Origin of the sequence: Microvirga ossetica (assembly GCF_002741015.1) — a bacterium.
Lineage (GTDB): Bacteria > Pseudomonadota > Alphaproteobacteria > Rhizobiales > Beijerinckiaceae > Microvirga > Microvirga ossetica.
Genome location: NZ_CP016616.1, coordinates 3225254 through 3242021 on the forward strand (window position 1 = coordinate 3225254; position 16768 = coordinate 3242021).

The following is a 16768-nucleotide window of genomic DNA, read 5'->3' on the forward strand; positions in this document are numbered from 1 at the left end:
GGAAATGAAAGATGGCCGAAGTTTCCCTGCAAGGTGTTGCCAAATCCTTTGGAGCGACCGAGATCCTGCGCGACATCGACTTGGCGGTGAAGGATGGCGAGTTCGTCGTCTTCGTCGGCCCGTCGGGCTGCGGCAAGTCGACGTTGCTTCGCATCATCGCCGGTCTCGAGACGGTCAGCGGCGGCGAGATCAGGATCGGCGACCGGCGCGTGAACGAGCTGCCGCCGGCGGATCGCAAGATCGCGATGGTGTTCCAGTCCTATGCGCTCTACCCGCATATGAACGTCTACAAGAACATGGCCTTCGGCCTGAAATTCGCCAAGACCGACAAGGCGGAGGTGGATCGCCGCGTGCGCCAGGCGGCGGAAATCCTGAAGCTGACGCCGCTTCTCCACCGAAAGCCGCGGGAATTGTCCGGCGGCCAGCGCCAGCGTGTGGCCATCGGCCGTGCCATCGTGCGCAACCCGAGCGTCTTCCTGTTCGACGAGCCGCTCTCGAATCTCGACGCGGCCTTGCGCGTGAACACGCGCCTCGAAATCGCCAAGCTCCACCGGGATCTCGGTGCGACGATGATCTACGTCACGCACGATCAGGTCGAGGCGATGACCCTCGCCTCCAAGATCGTGGTCATGAACCACGGCCGGATCGAGCAGGTGGGCGCGCCATTGGAGCTCTATCGCCATCCGCGCAACCTCTTCGTCGCCGGCTTCATCGGCTCGCCGCGGATGAACTTCATCAAGGGGCAGGTTCTGCGCGTGGAGGGCATCATCGCGACCATTGGTTTTGCCGGAACCGAAGCGGCTTTGCCGGTGAAGCCCGGCAGCCTGAAGCCTGGCGATGCGGTGACGGTGGGGATCAGGCCTGAGCACATGGAAGCAGGCGGCGAGGGAGTCGCGCCGGTGCGCGGCACTATCGATGCGGTGGAGCAGCTCGGCGAGTCGAGCTACGTCTACATGAAGCTCGCGAGCGGCGACGACGTGATCGTCCGCGCGCCGGGCGAAACGGAAGCCGCTCCGGGCGGGTCATACACCGCCCATGTTCCGGTTCGGGCGTTGCATGTGTTCGATGCGGCGGGCGTATCGGCTCTGGCGGAGCGGGGATGAACCGATGTCATTCCCGGCTGGAGATGGCGCAGCCATCGGAGGGGAAGGGAATCCACAGCGCCGAGCGTGAGAGTGGATCCCCTTCCCGGCCGAAAGGCCGCCGGGGATGACACCCTCGACGTCATGGCCGGACTCGTTCCGGCCATCCACGTTTTGTCCCTCCTCAGGATGAGGGCAGAGTAAAGTATTGAGCGATACAGGCCGTTCACGAATCCGAAACGGCTGCCGCGATCCTCGGCGCGAGCGCGCTGTTCAGAATGGTCCCGGGATGTCCCGACGCCACGACCCGACCGTCGGCCACGAAGGCCATCTGATCGGCCACGTCGGCCGCATCTTCCGGCGTATGGATCGTCATGAGAATCGTGACGGCGCGTTTGCGCCGCATCTCGTCCACGAGCAGGATCATGTCGCGGCGCAAGGCCGGATCGAGGCTGCTGAAAGGCTCGTCGAGCAGGATCAGCGGGCGGCCCGAGATGAGCGCGCGTGCCAGCGCTACGCGCTGACGCTGGCCGCCCGACATCTCGCCTGGCCTGCGGTCGTCGAAGCCCTTGAGCCCGACCGAGTCCAGCATTTCTGCGACCAGCGATATCTCGTCTTCCGTCAGCCGCAGGGATGGGCGCAGCCCGAGCGCCACGTTCTGCGCTGCGCTCAGGTGAGGAAACAGGTTGTGATCCTGGAACACGATGGCGACCGGGCGCTTGGCCGGCTCGAGCGGCAGGAGGCTTTGGCCGTTGAAGCTCAGCGTGCCGCTTTCGGGACGCTCGAATCCGGCGATCATGTGCAGCAGGGTCGTCTTGCCCCCGCCCGACGGCCCGATGACGGCGCAGAGGTGCCCCGTCTCGACCGTCAGCGAGTAATCGGCCGTGAAATCCGGCCAGGTCAGGCGGCAATTCTCAATCACCAGCATGGGACAGACGACCTGAGGCGTGAGCGAGAAGGACGGCGAACAGAACGATGACGAGGCCGATGCTTGACGCTTCGTCGAGCCGATAGGCGCCGAGACGCTCGTAGAGCAGATAGGGCAGGGTCACCAGTTCCGTGCCGCCGAAAAGCGCAATGATGCCGAAATCGCCGAACGACAACGCCATGGCGAGGACGAAGCCCGCCGCCAGCGGACGCTTGAGGGCGGGCCAGTCCATGATCGTCAGCTTCGACCAGCCGGTGAGGCCGAGCGACGCCGCGACGCGGCCATAGCGCTCCTCCGTCGTGAGAAGATGCGGCGCCACATAGCGATAGGCAAACGGCACGGCCGCGAGCCCATTGATGAGCGGCAGCAGGATGAGCCCCGCATTCGACGGATCGCCGAAACGCTGGATCAGCAGGAAGAGACCTGCGGTCAGCGCGAAGGGCGGCACGGCGAGGAGCGCGTCGGGCAGGAGGTCGTAAAAGGTCGCGATGCGCGGCGAGCGCAGCACGAGGCGCTGCCGCCGCGCGGCGGAGGCGAGCGCAAAGGCCAGGACGCAGGCGAGGATGGCGGCTGCGGTCGCAATGGCAAGGCTCGTCACGAATGCCCGGAGAAGATCGGCGTCGATCACCGCGAGCATGGTGCGAAAGCCCGTCAGCACGCTGAAGGCAAGCGGCCCGATGAAGAGCGCGCTGACGACAAGCACGATTATGTCGAGGACCTTCAGGCTTCTGTTTTTCGCATCCGGCCGATGGATCAGGTTGCGGATCGTGTGGCCGACGGGCGGACGGGTAAAGGCCCAGTGCAGGAGACCCGCCATCGACAGGCAGATCGCAAGCTGGATCAGGGCGAGCCAGGCGACGCGGCCGAAATCGAGATCAATCTTGAGCGCCTCGAAGATCGCCACTTCGAGCGTGGATCTGCTCGGTCCTCCGCCGAGCGCCAGAACGATGGCGAAGCTCTTGAAGCACATCAGGAAGATCAGGCCGGCGATGCCGGGAAGTTCCCCGCGCAGGACCGGCCAGTCGAGATGGCGGAAGATCTGAAAGGGCGTGAAGCCTAAGGCGGTGGCGAGGCGCCAGTGCTCGGCCGGCACCTGGTTCAACCCGTCGAGCGTGATCCGCGCGACGAAGGGGCCGTTGAGGAAGACGTGGGCGATGAGGATGCCGGGATAGCCGAAGATGCTGAAACCCTCCGTCCATCCGAGGAGTGTCAGCGCCTCGGCGAGCCATCCGCTGCGCCCGTAGACCGCAAAGACGGCAAAGACGGCGACGATGGTCGGCAGCACCATCGTCGTTCCAAGAACGGCCAGAACGACGTCGCGACCGGGAAATCGGCGGCGGGCGAGCGCGAGCGCGAGGCCGATGCCGAGCAGAAGGGACAGCACGGTCGAGAGAACGGCCTGCGTGATGGAGAAGGCGAGCACGCGCCAGAGATAGGGGCCGATGGAGAGAAGCCTCGGCGTCCCTCCATCGAAACTGGCCAATGCGATGAAGCCGCCCGCAACCAGCCCTAGGATGGCAAGGGCCACTAGGCTTCCGGGATGGGGCAGCTTCAGAACCATGCCGGGCGATCAGCGCGCCGTGGCGTTGAGCCAGGCATCGGTGAAGGCACGGCGGTTCTGCTGCACCTCTTCCGGCGTGAAGAGAAGCGCCTGGCTCGGCTGAACGAGATCCTTGAAGGCGGCCGGCAGGCCGGCAGCGGGCGTCTTCGCCGGCATCATCCAGTTGCCCTCGGGCATGGCCGACTGGAACGGCTCGCTGAGGATGAAGGCCATGAACTGCCTGGCAAGCTCCGGCTGCTTCGTCGTGCGGGTCATGCCGGCGAGCTCCACGTGGAGGTAGTGCCCCTCCGTGAAGGCGGCAGCCTTGTAGTTGTCCTTTTTCTCCGCGATGACGTGATAGGCCGGCGAGGTGGTGTAGGACATCACCATGTCGGCCTCGCCCTTGAGGAAGAGGCCGTAAGCCTCAGACCAGCCCTTGGTGAAGGTGACGATGCGGGGTTTGAGCTTGCCCCAGGCCTCGCCGGCTTTGTCGCCATAGACTTTCTGCATCCAGAGCAGCAGGCCGAGGCCCGGCGCGCTGGTGCGGGGATCCTGCAGCACCACCTTCGGCCCATTGGGATTGTCGACCAGCTCCTTCAGGCTTTTGGGCGGGTTGGCGAGCTTGTTGGCGTCGTAGACGAAGGCATAGTAGCCCCAGTCGAAGGGGATGAAGGTGTTGTCACTCCATCTGATAGGAAGTGTCAGATCCTTTTCATCCACCCCATGCGGAGCAAAGAGGTTGAGGGCTCTTGCTTCCGCGACGAGGTTCATGTCGAGACCGACGATGGCATCGGCCTTGGTGTTCTCGCCCTCCAACCGCAGCCGCCCGAGAAGACTGCCCGCATCCTCGGCCGAGACCCAAGTGAGCTCGCAGCCGCAGGTCGCCTCGAAGCGCTCCTTCACGGTTTTGCCGGGGCCGTATTTTCCGGAAAACGAGCTATAGGTGTAGACGGTGAGCGTCGGCTTGGTCTGCGCCTGGGCAAGGCCGGTGGCGAGCCCGAGCGACATGAGGGTGAGAAGCAGTCGGCGTAACATCTTAAGGGCGCTCCCATGCATGAGGCAGGCCGATGGGCGGCGCAGATTGCACAGGGCATGGCTTTTGTGGCGATGTCGCATGCTCATTCCCTCCGCCGGCATGACCCGGATCAGGTTCGACGGGTCGGTGGCCTGACCACCTCTCAGCCTCGGCTTGAGGCTCCCCGTGAGACGCTTTGCTTCTAAATCACTTCGGGGGCGGCCACAAGCGCCCCGATCGCGGCTACTTCCGGCCGCCCTTGTCCATGCCGGCCCGGCGCAGGGCATCGGCGAGCGCGCCGCCGGAAGAGGCCGGGGCGGCCGGCTTCCTCTCGGCCTGGGCGCGATGCTTCTGGAACGCCGCCCGGTTGTCGTCCTGGCGCCCCACCGGCCGCTTCTCGGCCGGGTCGCTCATGCGCATGGTGAGCGAGATGCGCTTGCGCGGAATGTCCACCTCGAGCACCTTCACCTTCACGATGTCGCCCGGCTTCACCACATTGCGCGGATCCTTCACGAAGGTGTCGGCGAGCGCGGAGATATGCACGAGGCCGTCCTGGTGCACGCCCACATCGACGAAGGCGCCGAAGGCTGCCACGTTGGTGACGACGCCTTCCAGCATCATGCCAGGCTTCAAATCGCCGATCTTCTCCACGCCCTCCATGAAGGTGGCGGTCTTGAACTCGGGGCGCGGGTCGCGGCCGGGCTTTTCCAGCTCACTCAGGATGTCCTTCACCGTCGGCACGCCGAATTTTTCGTCCGTGAAGTTTTGCGGGTTGAGCTTCTTCAGGACGCCGCCGTTGCCGATCACCACCTTGATGTCGCTCTTCGTGGCCTCGAGAATGCGGCGCACCACCGGATAGGCTTCCGGGTGAACGCCGGAGGCATCGAGCGGATCGTCGCCGTTCGGGATGCGCAGGAAGCCCGCCGCCTGCTCGAAGGTCTTTGGGCCGAGGCCCGAGACCTTGGTCAGCGCCTTGCGCGTCTTGAACGGGCCGTTGGCATCGCGATGGGTCACGATGTTCTGCGCGACCCAGTCGCCGAGGCCGGACACGCGGGCGAGCAGCGGGGCGGAAGCGGTGTTGAGATCGACGCCGACCGCGTTCACGCAATCTTCCACCACCGCGTCGAGGGAGCGGGAGAGCTTGTATTCCGCGAGATCATGCTGGTACTGCCCGACGCCGATGGATTTCGGGTCGATCTTCACGAGTTCCGCCAGCGGATCCTGCAGGCGGCGCGCGATGGAGACGGCGCCGCGCAAGGACACGTCGAGATCGGGCAGCTCCTGGCTGGCAAAGGCCGATGCGGAATAGACCGAGGCGCCGGCTTCCGAGACCATGATCTTGGTGAGCGTCAGGTCCGGATGCTTCGAGACCAGCTCTGCAGCGAGCTTGTCGGTCTCGCGCGAGGCCGTGCCATTGCCGATGGCGATCAACTCAACGCGATGAACGCGGCAGAGTCGGGCGAGCGTGGCAAGGGATTCATCCCATTGGCGCTTGGGCTCGTGCGGGTAGATGGTATCGGTTGCCACAACCTTTCCGGTCGCATCCACCACCGCCACCTTCACGCCGGTGCGGTAGCCCGGATCGAGGCCGAGGGTGGCGCGCGCACCCGCCGGCGCGGCGAGCAGCAGGTCGCGCAGGTTGCCGGCGAACACCTTCACGGCCTCGTCCTCGGCGAGCTGCCAGAGCTTCATCTTCATATCGAGCTCGATCGAGAAGCGCAGCTTCGTGCGCCAGGCCCAACGCACGGTATCCAGAAGCCACTTGTCGCCCGGACGGCCCTGATCGACGATGCCGAAGGCAAGCGCCGTGCGGCCTTCGTAGCGGCTCACGTAGCCGGGTTCGGCGCTCTCCTTGTCCTCCTCCATGCGCAGGTCGAGAATCTCTTCCTTCTCGCCGCGGAAGAGCGCGAGAATGCGGTGCGAGGGAAGCTTCGTCAGCGGCTCGGCAAAGTCGAAATAGTCGGAAAATTTTGCGCCCTCCGTCGTCTTGCCGTCGCGCACCTTGGAGGTGAGGCTGCCGCGCTCCCAATAGGTTTCGCGCAAAGAGCCCAAGAGTTCCGCATTTTCGGCAAAGCGCTCGACCAGAATGGAGCGTGCGCCCTCCAGTGCCGCCTCCGGCGTGGCGATGTCCTTCTCCGTACTCACGAAGGCAGCCGCCGCCGCCTTCGGGTCGCGGGCAGGCTCGGCGAGGAGCAGGTCGGCCAGGGGATCCAGGCCCGCCTCTTTGGCAATCTGCGCCTTGGTGCGACGCTTGGGCTTGTAGGGCAGGTAGAGGTCCTCGAGCCGCGCCTTGGTATCGGCGGTGTTGAGCTGGAGCGCCAGCTCGTCGGTGAGCTTCCCCTGCTCGCGGACGCTGTCGAGGATCGTCTTGCGCCGGTCCTCCAGCTCGCGCAGGTAGCGCAGGCGCTCCTCCAGGGTGCGCAGCTGGGCATCGTCCAGGGTGCCGGTGACTTCCTTGCGGTAGCGCGCGATGAAGGGAACGGTGGAACCGCCGTCGAGCAGATCGACGGCCGCCTTGACCTGCCATTCCTGCACACTCAGTTCGTTCGCAATGCGCTGACCGATGGATAGCATGAAAGTCTCCGAGAAAGCGTAAGGCGCGGCTTCTACGGTGCCGGACGCCCCCGGGTCAACGGCCCGTCCGCAGCGCCGGGGTCGCAGTGCCGATAGGGAATGCGGCCCTTCCGACATTTCCGCTTGGCTTGGGAAGCCTTGGCGTATAGACCGTCCGGCCCTTCGCCCGTCCTCCGAGGTCGCCATGCCCCCGTCCCACGATCTGTCCATCGGCATCGATTTCGGCACCAGCAACACGGTCGTGGCCATCGCGGACCCGAACGGGCGCGTGGAGGCGCTGACCTTCGCCCATGGCGGCGAGGACCTGAAGGTCTACGTGACCGCCCTGTGCTTCTGGGACGAGCGGCACGGCAATGGCTTGCGCACCCACGTCGAGGGCGGCCCCTGGGCCATCGACCAGTTCCTGGAAGGGCTCCACGCCCACCGGTTCATCCAGTCCTTCAAGACCTTTGCGGCAAGCGCCACCTTCAAGGAGACCCGGATCTTCCGCGAGCGGTACGGCTTCGAAGACCTTTTGAGCGCCTTCCTGCGCACCCTCATGCGCCATGGCGGGGCGCGCCTGGATTGGGGCGCCCGCAACGTCGTCGTCGGGCGGCCGGTCCAGTTCGCCGGCTACAATCCGGACGATGCTCTTGCCATGCAGCGCTACCGGGCCGCCTTCGGCCGGCTCGGGGCGGAGCACGCCCATTATGTCTACGAGCCGGTGGGAGCGGCTTTCTTCTATGCCCGGCAGCTGGATCACGATTCCACCGTGCTCGTGGCGGATTTCGGCGGCGGCACCAGTGACTTTTCGGTAATGCGCTTCTCGAAAGCTGGCGGCGTGCTGCGAGCCGAGCCTTTGGGCCACGCAGGCATCGGCATTGCCGGGGACGCTTTCGATTACAGGATCGTCGACAAGGTCGTCTCGTCCCGCCTCGGCAAGGGTGGGCTCTACCGCTCCATGGACAAGATCCTGTCGATCCCGAATCATTATTACGCCAATTTCGCGCGCTGGAACCAACTCGCCATGATGAAGGGCAGCGGCGACCTGAAGGAATTGCGCGAGCTCGCCCGCACCGCGCTCGAGCCCGGGCCGCTGGAAAAGTTCATCGACATCATCGAATACGATTTGGGATTTGCCCTCTATCGCGCCGTATCCTCGGCAAAGGTGGCGCTGTCGAGCCAGGACGAGACCGATTTCCGGTTCCAGGGCGAGGGCGTCGACATTCAGGCGAGGATCGCCCGCGCCGATTTCGAGGGCTGGATCGCCGAGGATGTCGGCCGGATCGCGGACACTGTCGATGCGGCACTGTCCAAGGCTGGCGTGAAACCGGGCGAGATTGAGCGGGTCTTCCTCACGGGCGGCACGTCCTTCGTCCCTGCCATCCGCAATCTGTTCGTGGACCGCTTCGGCGAGACCCGTCTGACCTCCGCGGACCAGTTCGAGTCGATCGCCTATGGATTGGCGCTGATCGGCCAGACGGAGGCGCCGGAGCGCTGGTCGGTCACGAATTAGGCTGAATTTAAAATAAAATTACGCTTGCCGCGTTGGTGACAAAGGGTTCTATTTCGCAGTGCAGCATAATGCGGCTGAAGCGAGCGCCTCCGATGTCCCTGATCAATCCCGACGTCACACCCGAGAAGGATTTTCCCCTTCGCGACGACATCCGGCTTCTGGGACGCATCCTCGGCGACACGATTCGCGAGCAGGAGGGCGAGGCGACCTTCGAGATCGTCGAGCGCATCCGCCAGACCTCGATCCGCTTCCATCGCGACGAGGATGAAATTGCCCGTCGTGAGCTCGAGACGATCCTGAACAGCCTGTCGCGCGGACGCACCAACCAGATCATCCGGGCCTACAGCTATTTCTCGCATCTGGCGAATCTGGCCGAGGACCAGCACCATGTCCGCCGCTCACGAGCCCATGCGATGGCGGGCGTTCATGCCATGGAGGCTGCGGTGCCGCGCGAGGGAACGCTCGGGCGCGCGCTCAAGCTCATCCAGGAGGCGGGCATCAGCCATACGGCGCTGCAGGCCTTCTTCGGCTCCGCCCTTGTCTGCCCGGTTCTGACCGCGCATCCGACGGAAGTGCGCCGCAAGAGCACCATTGATCGGGAGATGGAGATCTCACAGGTTCTGGCACGGCGGGACCGTCAGCGCCTGACACCGGAGGAGGAGGCTTCGTGTCAGGAATCCCTGCGCCGCGCCATCCTCACGCTCTGGCAGACGAGCATTCTGCGCCGGAATAGACTGAAAGTGATCGACGAGGTCACGAACGGCCTGTCCTATTACGACAATACCTTCTTCAAGGAATTGCCGCACGTTTACGCCTCCCTGGAGGACCAGCTCGCGGCCATGGATCCCGCCTGGGGCAATGTGGAAGTCCCGTCCTTCCTGCGCATGGGGAGCTGGATCGGCGGCGATCGCGACGGCAATCCCTTCGTGACGGCGGATGCATTGCGTCAGGCTCTGCTGCTGCAGAGCAAGCACGCCCTCGGCTTCTATCTGGACGAGCTCCATTGCCTTGGCGCCGAACTGTCGCTCGACGGGCGCTATGTGAACGTCTCCGACGAGGTCCAGGAACTCGCCAAATCCTCTCCCGATCTATCGCTCCATCGCCAGGACGAGCCCTATCGCCGGGCCATCACGGGCATCTATGCACGCCTTGCGGCAACCGCCGCGCGGCTGGGGCATGGCGACGTGGCGCGCCATGCGGTGGGCGAGGCGCCGGCCTATGACAGCCTTGAGGAATTCGAAGGTGATCTCTCGATCCTGCACCGCTCCCTGCGCTCGAACGGATCGGGCTCCCTTACGCGAGGCCGCCTGCGCAAGCTGCGTCGCGCGGTCGATGTGTTCGGCTTTCATCTGGCGAGCCTCGACATGCGCCAGAATTCCGACGTCCATCAGCGCGTGATTGCCGAGCTCTTTGAGAAGGCCATCCCCGGCACGGATTACGAGGGGCTGCCGGAAGACAAGCGCGTCGCCCTGCTCCTGGAAGAGCTCCGGACGCCGCGCCTCCTGACATCGCCCTATCTCGAATACTCCCCCGAAACCTCATCCGAGCTTGCCATCGTCCACGAGGCGGCCGGGGCGCACCGCCAGTACGGACGCACCGCCGTGCCGAACTACGTCATCTCGAAGGCGAGCGACCCGTCCGACATTCTCGAGGTCGCCCTGCTTCTCAAGGAGGCTGGCCTGCTGCGTCCGCGCGAAGGCGAGATGGATGTGAACATCATCCCGCTCTTCGAGACCATCGCCGACCTGCGCCATTGCAGCGGCGTGATGGATTCGCTCTTCGCACTGCCCGACTACATGCGACTGTTGCGCAGCCGCGGCCAGGCGCAGGAGGTGATGCTCGGCTATTCCGACAGCAACAAGGACGGCGGCTTCCTCACCTCGGGTTGGGAGCTCTACAAGGCGGAGATCGAGCTGATCGAGGTGTTCAAGCGGCATGGCGTTGCGCTTCGCCTCTTCCACGGCCGGGGCGGCTCCGTGGGCCGCGGCGGTGGGCCGAGCTATCAGGCGATCCTCGCCCAGCCGGGCGGTGCGGTGCAGGGCGCCATCCGCATCACGGAACAGGGTGAGGTGATCGCGGGCAAATATTCGAATCCGGATCTCGGGCGCCGCAACCTCGAAATCCTCGCCTCCGCGACTCTCGAAGCCACGTTGCTGCATTCCGGCCAGTCCGCACCGCGGGAGGAATATCTCAACGCCATGGAGGAGCTTTCGGACGGCGCCTTCAAGGCCTATCGCGCGCTCGTCTACGAGACGGAAGGCTTCGAGCGCTATTTCTGGGAATCCACGGTGATCGGCGAGATCGCCAACCTGAATATTGGCAGCCGGCCTGCCTCGCGCACCAATTCGCGGCGCATCGAGGATCTGCGCGCCATTCCCTGGGTGTTTGGCTGGGCGCAGTGCCGCCTCATGCTGCCGGGCTGGTACGGTTTCGGATCCGCCGTCAATGAATGGCTCGAGAAGCGGCCCGATAAAGGTCTGGCGCTCCTGCAGGAAATGTACCGCGAATGGCCGTTTTTCCAGGCGCTGCTCTCGAACATGGACATGGTGCTGGCGAAGAGCAACATCGCTATCGCCTCGCGCTATGCGAAGCTCGTCGAGGACGAGGGCCTGCGCGATGCCATCTTCCCGCGCCTGCGGCGGGAATGGGAGGATTCGATCCAGCAGCTGCTCGCCATCATGCAGCAGCAATCGCTGCTCGACGACAACCCGCTGCTGGCCCGCTCGATCCGCAACCGTTTCCCCTATCTCGACCCGTTGAACCATCTGCAGATCGAATTGTTGAAGCGCCACCGTTCGGGCGATGCGGACGAGCAGGTCGTGCAGGGCATTCACCTGTCCATCAACGGCATCGCGGCGGGCCTGCGCAACAGCGGCTAATCCCGCAACAGAATTGCATAACCCGGCTTCTCCGGTTCGGTTTATGCCGAGAGAGGAAGCGCCTTTGGGCACCTCTCTCCGATATCGATCGAAATGGAGGGCCATGCCTCAGAAGCGCAAGTCCGAGCATATCGAGGAGGGTTACGAGAGCCGTGGCGTCTCCGAGAAGGAGGCCGAGCGGCGCGCCTGGGCCACCGCCAACAAGAGCGGTTCCGGCCACCGCTAAGCTCATACCGGATACGCTTCGGCCGGGTAGTGCACTGGACCGAAAGCGGGTGTATGGAGAGGCCCTGATCTCTCTTGCCCCGCTTTGTCCAGGAGGAAGCCTTGCTCACGAGTTCTGCCGCCGGCGTCTACGTCATCTGCCCCACGCCCTTCGAGAGCGACGGGCGGGTCGATGCGGCTTCCACGGACCGTATGGTCGAGGCCTATCTCAAGGCCGGCGCCACTGGCTTGACGATTCTCGGCATCATGGGCGAGGCGCCCAAGCTGGCCGCCGATGAGGCTCTGGCCTTCGCCCGTCAGGTCATCGCCACGGTGGCGGGGCGCGTTCCCGTCATCGTCGGCGTTTCGGCCGCGGGCTTTGCCGCCATGTCGAGCCTGTCCTCCAAGGTCATGGATGCGGGTGCAGCAGGCGTGATGATCGCGCCGCCTTCGACCCTCAAGACCGACGACCAGATCGTCTCCTACTACGCCGACGCCGTCGAGGCCATCGGCGCGGATGTGCCGTGGGTGATCCAGGATTACCCGCTCACCACCAACGTGGTCATGACACCGAAAGTGATCATGCGGATCATCGAGCAGAGCCCCTCCTGCGTCATGCTCAAGCACGAGGACTGGCCCGGTCTCGACAAGATCACGACTCTGCGCCGCGCGAGCGATGCGGGCCAGGTGCGCCGCGTGTCGATTCTCTGCGGCAACGGCGGCATGTTCCTGCCCTTCGAGATGGAGCGCGGTGCCGATGGCGCCATGACGGGCTATGCCTATCCCGAGATGCTGGTGGGCGTGGTCAATCTCATCAACCAGGGCAAACGCAAGGAGGCGCACGATCTGTTCGATCGCCACCTGCCGCTGGTTCGCTACGAGACGCAGCCCGGAGTCGGCCTCGCCGTGCGCAAATATGTTCTGAAGCGGCGCGGCATCATCGCCTCCGACACGCAGCGCAAGCCTGGGCCGAAGCTGAGCCCGGAAACCATTGCCGATATCGAATGGCTGATGGAGCGCATCGAGCGCTCGTAAGACAAAGGGAGTTTGTCAGGAATGCAAACAGGTTTGGACGGAAAGCGCGCGCTCGTGCTCGGCGCGAGCAAGGGGCTGGGCTTCGGCATCGCTCAAGGATTGGCGGAGGAGGGCGCCCGCGTCGCCATCGCCAGCCGCACCATGGACGGCTCGAAGGTTGCAGCCGAGAAGATCGGCAAGGGCGTCCTGCCCTTCGTCTGCGATACGGGCAAGGCCGATCAGGTCGATGCCCTGGTCAAGGACGTAGTGGCAGCGCTTGGCGGCGTCGATATCCTCGTGCTCAACAGCGGCGGCCCGCCGCCCGGCAAGGCGCAGGGCGTGTCGTCCGATCAGTGGCGCCAGTCCTTCGATGCCATGTTCGTCAATCTGGTGCGGATTGCGGACCAGCTTCTGCCAGGCATGATCGAGCGCAAGTTCGGCCGCATCATCTCGGTGATCTCCTCCGGTGTGATCCAGCCGATCCCGAATCTAGCGATCTCGAACGCCATCCGCCCGGCTCTCGTCGGCTGGGGCAAGACGCTGGCGAGCGAGGTCGCCTCGTCGGGCGTGACCGTCAACGCCATCGCGCCGGGCCGCATCGCCACGGATCGCCTGAAGCAGCTCGATGCCGCCAATGCGGAGCGCACCGGCCGTTCCATGGAGGATGTGGCGGCGGCAGCGCGCGCCGGCATTCCGGCGGGCCGCTATGGCGAGATCGAGGAATTCGCAGCCGCGGCCGTCTTCCTCGCCAGCGAGAAGGCGTCGTTCATGACCGGCGGCATCCTGCGCGTCGATGGCGGGCAGATCTCGTCCACGACCTGATGCCTGCAAACACTGGGGTGAGGTGAGGCATCGTCTCACCCCGATTCCTTCATGCGATCATGCCGGCCCAATAAAGAACAATGCTTATTGCCGATGTCGCGGCCAATGTCGGCAGCATCCCGATTGTGAACCGGAACATCGCGACGATGGCTGCGCCCGAGAGCAGCAACGCCCAAAGATCGACGCTTCGCCATACCGGCGCATCGAAGCTGAAGAGCCCCCATTCCACAGGTTGGACATCTCTGAAGATCGTGTGGATTCCGAACCAGATCGCCAAGTTCAGGATCACGCCGACCACGGCGGCGGTGATAGCGGTCAAGGCCCCGCTCAGGGATCGGTTGCCGCGTAAGACTTCGATGTAGGGAGCGCCCAGGAAGATCCAGAGGAAGCACGGTGCGAAGGTCACCCATGTCGCAAGGAGGCCGCCGAGCGTGCCCGCCAGCAGCGGGGACAGCGTGCCGGCATCCCGGAAGGCCGCCATGAAACCCACGAATTGCAGCACCATGATCAAGGGACCCGGCGTCGTCTCGGCCATGCCGAGCCCGTCCAGCATCTCGCCGGGCTGCAGCCAGCCATAGGTCTCGACAGCCTGCTGCGCCACATAGGCCAAAACCGCATAGGCGCCGCCGAAGGTGACCATCGCCATCTTGGAGAAGAAGATGGCGATCTGGCTGAAGACGTTGCTCGGGCCGAAGGTCAGAACGAGAACGAGCAAAGGCGTGAGCCACAGCGCCAGCCAGAAGGCGGCCACCCGCAGGCTTCGGGCCGTGTCGGGGCGGACGTGGTCCGGAAGATGTTTGCCCAGCAGATCGCCGTTTTCCGCTTCATCGCCGCCATGCCCGCCGACCTGGAATTGTGGCAGATCCGCCCGGCCTCCGAGGAAGCCGATCAGGCCAGCGGCGAGAACGATGAGCGGGAACGGTGCGTCGAGAAAGAAGATCGCCACGAAGGCTGCTGCGGCAAGCCCGATCAGGACGCGGTTTTTAAGCGCTCGCCTGCCGATGCGCACCACCGCTTCGAGCACGATGGCGAGCACGGCGGCCTTCAGGCCGAAGAAAAGCGCCGAGACGAAGCCGACCTTGCCATAGAGAGCATAGACCCAGCTGAGGCCCATGATGGCGACGATGCCCGGCAGGATGAACAGGCCGCCGGCCATGATGCCGCCGAGGGTGCGATGCATGAGCCAGCCCACATAGGTGGCGAGCTGCTGCGCTTCCGGGCCTGGCAGCAGCATGCAGTAATTGAGCGCATGGAGAAAACGGCTTTCGGAAATCCAGCGCTTTTCCTCGACGAGGATGCGGTGCATCACGGCGATCTGGCCTGCCGGTCCACCGAAGCTCAGGGCGGCGACACGCAACCAGACCCGGAAGGCTTCGCCGAGAGACACTCCATGATCCATCGGGACCCGAGAAGAGGGCCCCACCGAGGTTTGCGAGGTGTCGTTCACGTCAGGCTCCGGGCTTCTTCGAAGGCCAGTTATGGGTTTCATCCGTCGCGTCACGGCACCAGCGGTAGAAGGCATCGTAGAGCGAAAGTCCGGCTTCGAGCTGTGGGAGGTCGTCCGCATACATGCGTGACAACCCCAGAGAAGCCGCCAGCAGCCCAGGTGCCTCCGGCGCCAGATCGAGCCGCGCCGTATCGGCGCCTCTGACGATGATGGCGAGCCGCTTCAAAGGCTCCGTGGCAAGGCCGAACTCGTCCACCATCACATCGAAGGTGCAGAACTCGCCACGATGCGTCCAGAAGATATCTTCGCCTTCAATGTCGAACGGCGTCGCCGAGAACCGCTCCGCCACACCCTGAACCTCAGAGGTCGGAACGAAAAGGAAGACGGCGCCGGGATCGATGAAGCGGCGGATCAGCCAGGGGCAGGCGATGCGGTCGATCTTGGGACGCGAGCGCGTGACCCAGATCGTGCGGCCTTGTAGATCGAGCGGTGGGATCCTGGCGGCAGGCACCATCGGCAATTGGGCTTGCGCCCATGCCAGCGCGCCACCTTCCAGCGAGTCGGCGGGAATGCCCGCATGACGCAGCCAAGCCGCCGCGCCATGACTCAATTTGAGCCCTTTCTGGCAGACCACGATTGCGGCTCGGCCGGTAAGTTCATGAGCCCAATCCGCGACCTGAGCGAAGGGGCGCCTGATGGAGCCGGGAACCAGTCTCGGGTCACTCGCAAAATCCTCGTCGGTGCGAACATCGACGAGCACGGGACATTTCGGCGTGCCGATAAGGCGCGCAAGCTTTTCAGCGGAGATCGTGTTGAATGACGACATGGTGCATCCGTGACGGTTAGAGCGGATGCGATGCTTGGGCATGTCGCCTCGTGGGGAGATCGCGATCCCCATGCGATCGATGAGAATTCAACCCTCCGGTTTTGTCAAATCAATTCGGGTGATCAGAAATCCTGCTCGGAATCGCGTTCCAGCGTCTGCACCACGAGGCCGTTTTCGATAAGGGCGGACCACACCTCCTCGGCACTGTCGGCAAAGTGGGCCAACTCCCGATCCTTCTCGCTCACCATGCCGTGCTCCAGCAGCGCCTCGAACTTGATCACGGACTGCCAATAGGCCTTGTCGAAGAGGACGATGGGCAGGGGTGGCGCCTTGCCGGTCTGGCGAAGCGTCAGGATCTCGAAGAGTTCGTCCAGGGTGCCAAAGCCGCCGGGGAAGACGACGAGCGCGTTGGCCCGCATCGCCAGGTGCATCTTGCGCATGGCGAAGTAATGGAAGCGGAAGGTCAGGTCAGGGGTCGAGTAAGCATTGGGCTCCTGCTCGTGCGGCAGGGTGATGTTGAAGCCGATGGAGGGCGCGCCCACGTCGAAGGCGCCCCTGTTGGCGGCCTCCATGATGCCGGGACCGCCGCCGGTGGCGATCACGTTGTCCCGCGTGCCGCTCGTCACCGTCATGGCGCCGCCGCGCTGCGAGGCGATGGCGCCGAATTTGCGGGCCTGCTCATACCAGAACCGGTGCTTTCCCGACCCGTTCTCCCGAACGCGGGCGCTGCCGAATACGACGATGGTGGAGCGCACGCCCCAGGTCCGCAGATGCTCCTCGGCCTTGGCATATTCCAGCAGGAACCGCACACCCCGCATGGAATCGCCTAGCAGGAAATCCTGGTCCATCGCCGCCAGCCGGTAGGACGGGGAATCGAGACGGGCTGAATTCGAAGGTTTGCTGTCATCCATCGGGCGGGGCTCCCTGGTCACCCAGCCATGC

At 64.5% G+C, this 16768-nt stretch carries 13 protein-coding genes and 1 riboswitch; of the genes, 6 read left to right on the forward strand and 7 right to left on the reverse strand.

Annotation, left to right across the window (positions count from 1 at the left end; translation table 11 throughout):
* Positions 1 to 11 precede the first annotated feature (11 nt).
* A complete protein-coding gene (locus BB934_RS15300; protein ID WP_099510397.1) occupies positions 12 to 1103 on the forward strand; it encodes an ABC transporter ATP-binding protein in 1092 nt (363 codons plus the stop codon).
* 205 nt (positions 1104 to 1308) lie between these two features.
* Here the strand turns inward: BB934_RS15300 and BB934_RS15305 are convergent, their stop codons facing one another.
* The 4 genes from BB934_RS15305 to BB934_RS15320 all read right to left on the reverse strand — a co-directional run bounded on the left by BB934_RS15305 (position 1309) and on the right by BB934_RS15320 (position 7139).
* Positions 1309 to 2010 (reverse strand): thiamine ABC transporter ATP-binding protein, encoded by a 702-nt coding sequence (locus BB934_RS15305; protein WP_099510398.1) that lies wholly within the window; start codon positions 2008 to 2010, stop codon positions 1309 to 1311.
* Positions 1997 to 3571, reverse strand: coding sequence for an ABC transporter permease subunit (locus BB934_RS15310; RefSeq protein WP_099510399.1), 1575 nt, complete (start codon positions 3569 to 3571; stop codon positions 1997 to 1999). Before BB934_RS15310 ends, BB934_RS15305 begins: the two co-directional genes overlap by 14 nt.
* A 9-nt stretch (positions 3572 to 3580) precedes the next feature.
* On the reverse strand, positions 3581 to 4585 hold the full coding sequence (gene thiB, locus BB934_RS15315; RefSeq protein WP_099512890.1) for a thiamine ABC transporter substrate binding subunit: 1005 nt from the start codon (positions 4583 to 4585) through the stop codon (positions 3581 to 3583).
* A gap of 69 nt (positions 4586 to 4654) precedes the next feature.
* A riboswitch (TPP riboswitch) is annotated at positions 4655 to 4762 on the reverse strand.
* Between the two features lie 46 nt (positions 4763 to 4808).
* Positions 4809 to 7139 carry a Tex family protein gene (locus BB934_RS15320; protein WP_099510400.1) on the reverse strand — a complete coding sequence of 777 codons (2331 nt, stop codon included), beginning with the start codon at positions 7137 to 7139 and terminating at the stop codon, positions 4809 to 4811.
* Positions 7140 to 7323: 184 nt separating this feature from the next.
* Between BB934_RS15320 and BB934_RS15325 the strand changes: the two genes are divergently transcribed.
* From BB934_RS15325 to BB934_RS15340, 5 genes are all read left to right on the forward strand, one after another.
* The gene (locus BB934_RS15325) at positions 7324 to 8634 is read left to right on the forward strand and encodes an Hsp70 family protein (protein WP_099510401.1); all 1311 of its coding nucleotides are present in this window, start codon (positions 7324 to 7326) and stop codon (positions 8632 to 8634) included.
* Positions 8635 to 8726: 92 nt separating this feature from the next.
* A complete protein-coding gene (gene ppc, locus BB934_RS15330) occupies positions 8727 to 11513 on the forward strand; it encodes a phosphoenolpyruvate carboxylase (RefSeq protein ID WP_099510402.1) in 2787 nt (928 codons plus the stop codon).
* Between the two features lie 103 nt (positions 11514 to 11616).
* Positions 11617 to 11739: a hypothetical protein gene (locus tag BB934_RS50235; protein WP_257792373.1), complete on the forward strand. Its 123-nt coding sequence runs from the start codon at positions 11617 to 11619 to the stop codon at positions 11737 to 11739.
* A 101-nt stretch (positions 11740 to 11840) separates the two neighbouring features.
* On the forward strand, positions 11841 to 12752 hold the full coding sequence (locus tag BB934_RS15335) for a dihydrodipicolinate synthase family protein (protein WP_099512892.1): 912 nt from the start codon (positions 11841 to 11843) through the stop codon (positions 12750 to 12752).
* A gap of 21 nt (positions 12753 to 12773) precedes the next feature.
* Positions 12774 to 13553 carry an SDR family oxidoreductase gene (locus tag BB934_RS15340; protein ID WP_099510403.1) on the forward strand — a complete coding sequence of 260 codons (780 nt, stop codon included), beginning with the start codon at positions 12774 to 12776 and terminating at the stop codon, positions 13551 to 13553.
* Positions 13554 to 13602: 49 nt separating this feature from the next.
* Here the strand turns inward: BB934_RS15340 and chrA are convergent, their stop codons facing one another.
* The 3 genes from chrA to BB934_RS15355 all read right to left on the reverse strand — a co-directional run bounded on the left by chrA (position 13603) and on the right by BB934_RS15355 (position 16737).
* Positions 13603 to 14952 carry a chromate efflux transporter gene (gene chrA / locus BB934_RS15345; protein ID WP_099512894.1) on the reverse strand — a complete coding sequence of 450 codons (1350 nt, stop codon included), beginning with the start codon at positions 14950 to 14952 and terminating at the stop codon, positions 13603 to 13605.
* Between the two features lie 49 nt (positions 14953 to 15001).
* Positions 15002 to 15826, reverse strand: a complete 825-nt coding sequence (locus BB934_RS15350; RefSeq protein ID WP_099510404.1) for a chromate resistance protein ChrB domain-containing protein — start codon at positions 15824 to 15826, stop codon at positions 15002 to 15004.
* 122 nt (positions 15827 to 15948) lie between these two features.
* Entirely contained in the window at positions 15949 to 16737 is a 789-nt protein-coding gene (locus BB934_RS15355) for an LOG family protein (RefSeq protein ID WP_099510405.1), read from the reverse strand.
* Positions 16738 to 16768 lie beyond the last annotated feature (31 nt).

Excerpts from the sequence above, each read along its gene's own strand:
- BB934_RS15300 (WP_099510397.1), top strand. The coding sequence starts at position 12 with ATGGCCGAAGTTTCCCTGCAAGGTGTTGCCAAATCCTTTGGAGCGACC.
- BB934_RS15305 (WP_099510398.1), bottom strand. The coding sequence starts at position 2,010 with ATGCTGGTGATTGAGAATTGCCGCCTGACCTGGCCGGATTTCACGGCC.
- BB934_RS15310 (WP_099510399.1), bottom strand. The coding sequence starts at position 3,571 with ATGGTTCTGAAGCTGCCCCATCCCGGAAGCCTAGTGGCCCTTGCCATC.
- thiB (WP_099512890.1), bottom strand. The coding sequence starts at position 4,585 with ATGTTACGCCGACTGCTTCTCACCCTCATGTCGCTCGGGCTCGCCACC.
- BB934_RS15320 (WP_099510400.1), bottom strand. The coding sequence starts at position 7,139 with ATGCTATCCATCGGTCAGCGCATTGCGAACGAACTGAGTGTGCAGGAA.
- BB934_RS15325 (WP_099510401.1), top strand. The coding sequence starts at position 7,324 with ATGCCCCCGTCCCACGATCTGTCCATCGGCATCGATTTCGGCACCAGC.
- ppc (WP_099510402.1), top strand. The coding sequence starts at position 8,727 with ATGTCCCTGATCAATCCCGACGTCACACCCGAGAAGGATTTTCCCCTT.
- BB934_RS50235 (WP_257792373.1), top strand. The coding sequence starts at position 11,617 with ATGCCTCAGAAGCGCAAGTCCGAGCATATCGAGGAGGGTTACGAGAGC.
- BB934_RS15340 (WP_099510403.1), top strand. The coding sequence starts at position 12,774 with ATGCAAACAGGTTTGGACGGAAAGCGCGCGCTCGTGCTCGGCGCGAGC.
- chrA (WP_099512894.1), bottom strand. The coding sequence starts at position 14,952 with ATGGATCATGGAGTGTCTCTCGGCGAAGCCTTCCGGGTCTGGTTGCGT.
- BB934_RS15350 (WP_099510404.1), bottom strand. The coding sequence starts at position 15,826 with ATGTCGTCATTCAACACGATCTCCGCTGAAAAGCTTGCGCGCCTTATC.
- BB934_RS15355 (WP_099510405.1), bottom strand. The coding sequence starts at position 16,737 with ATGGATGACAGCAAACCTTCGAATTCAGCCCGTCTCGATTCCCCGTCC.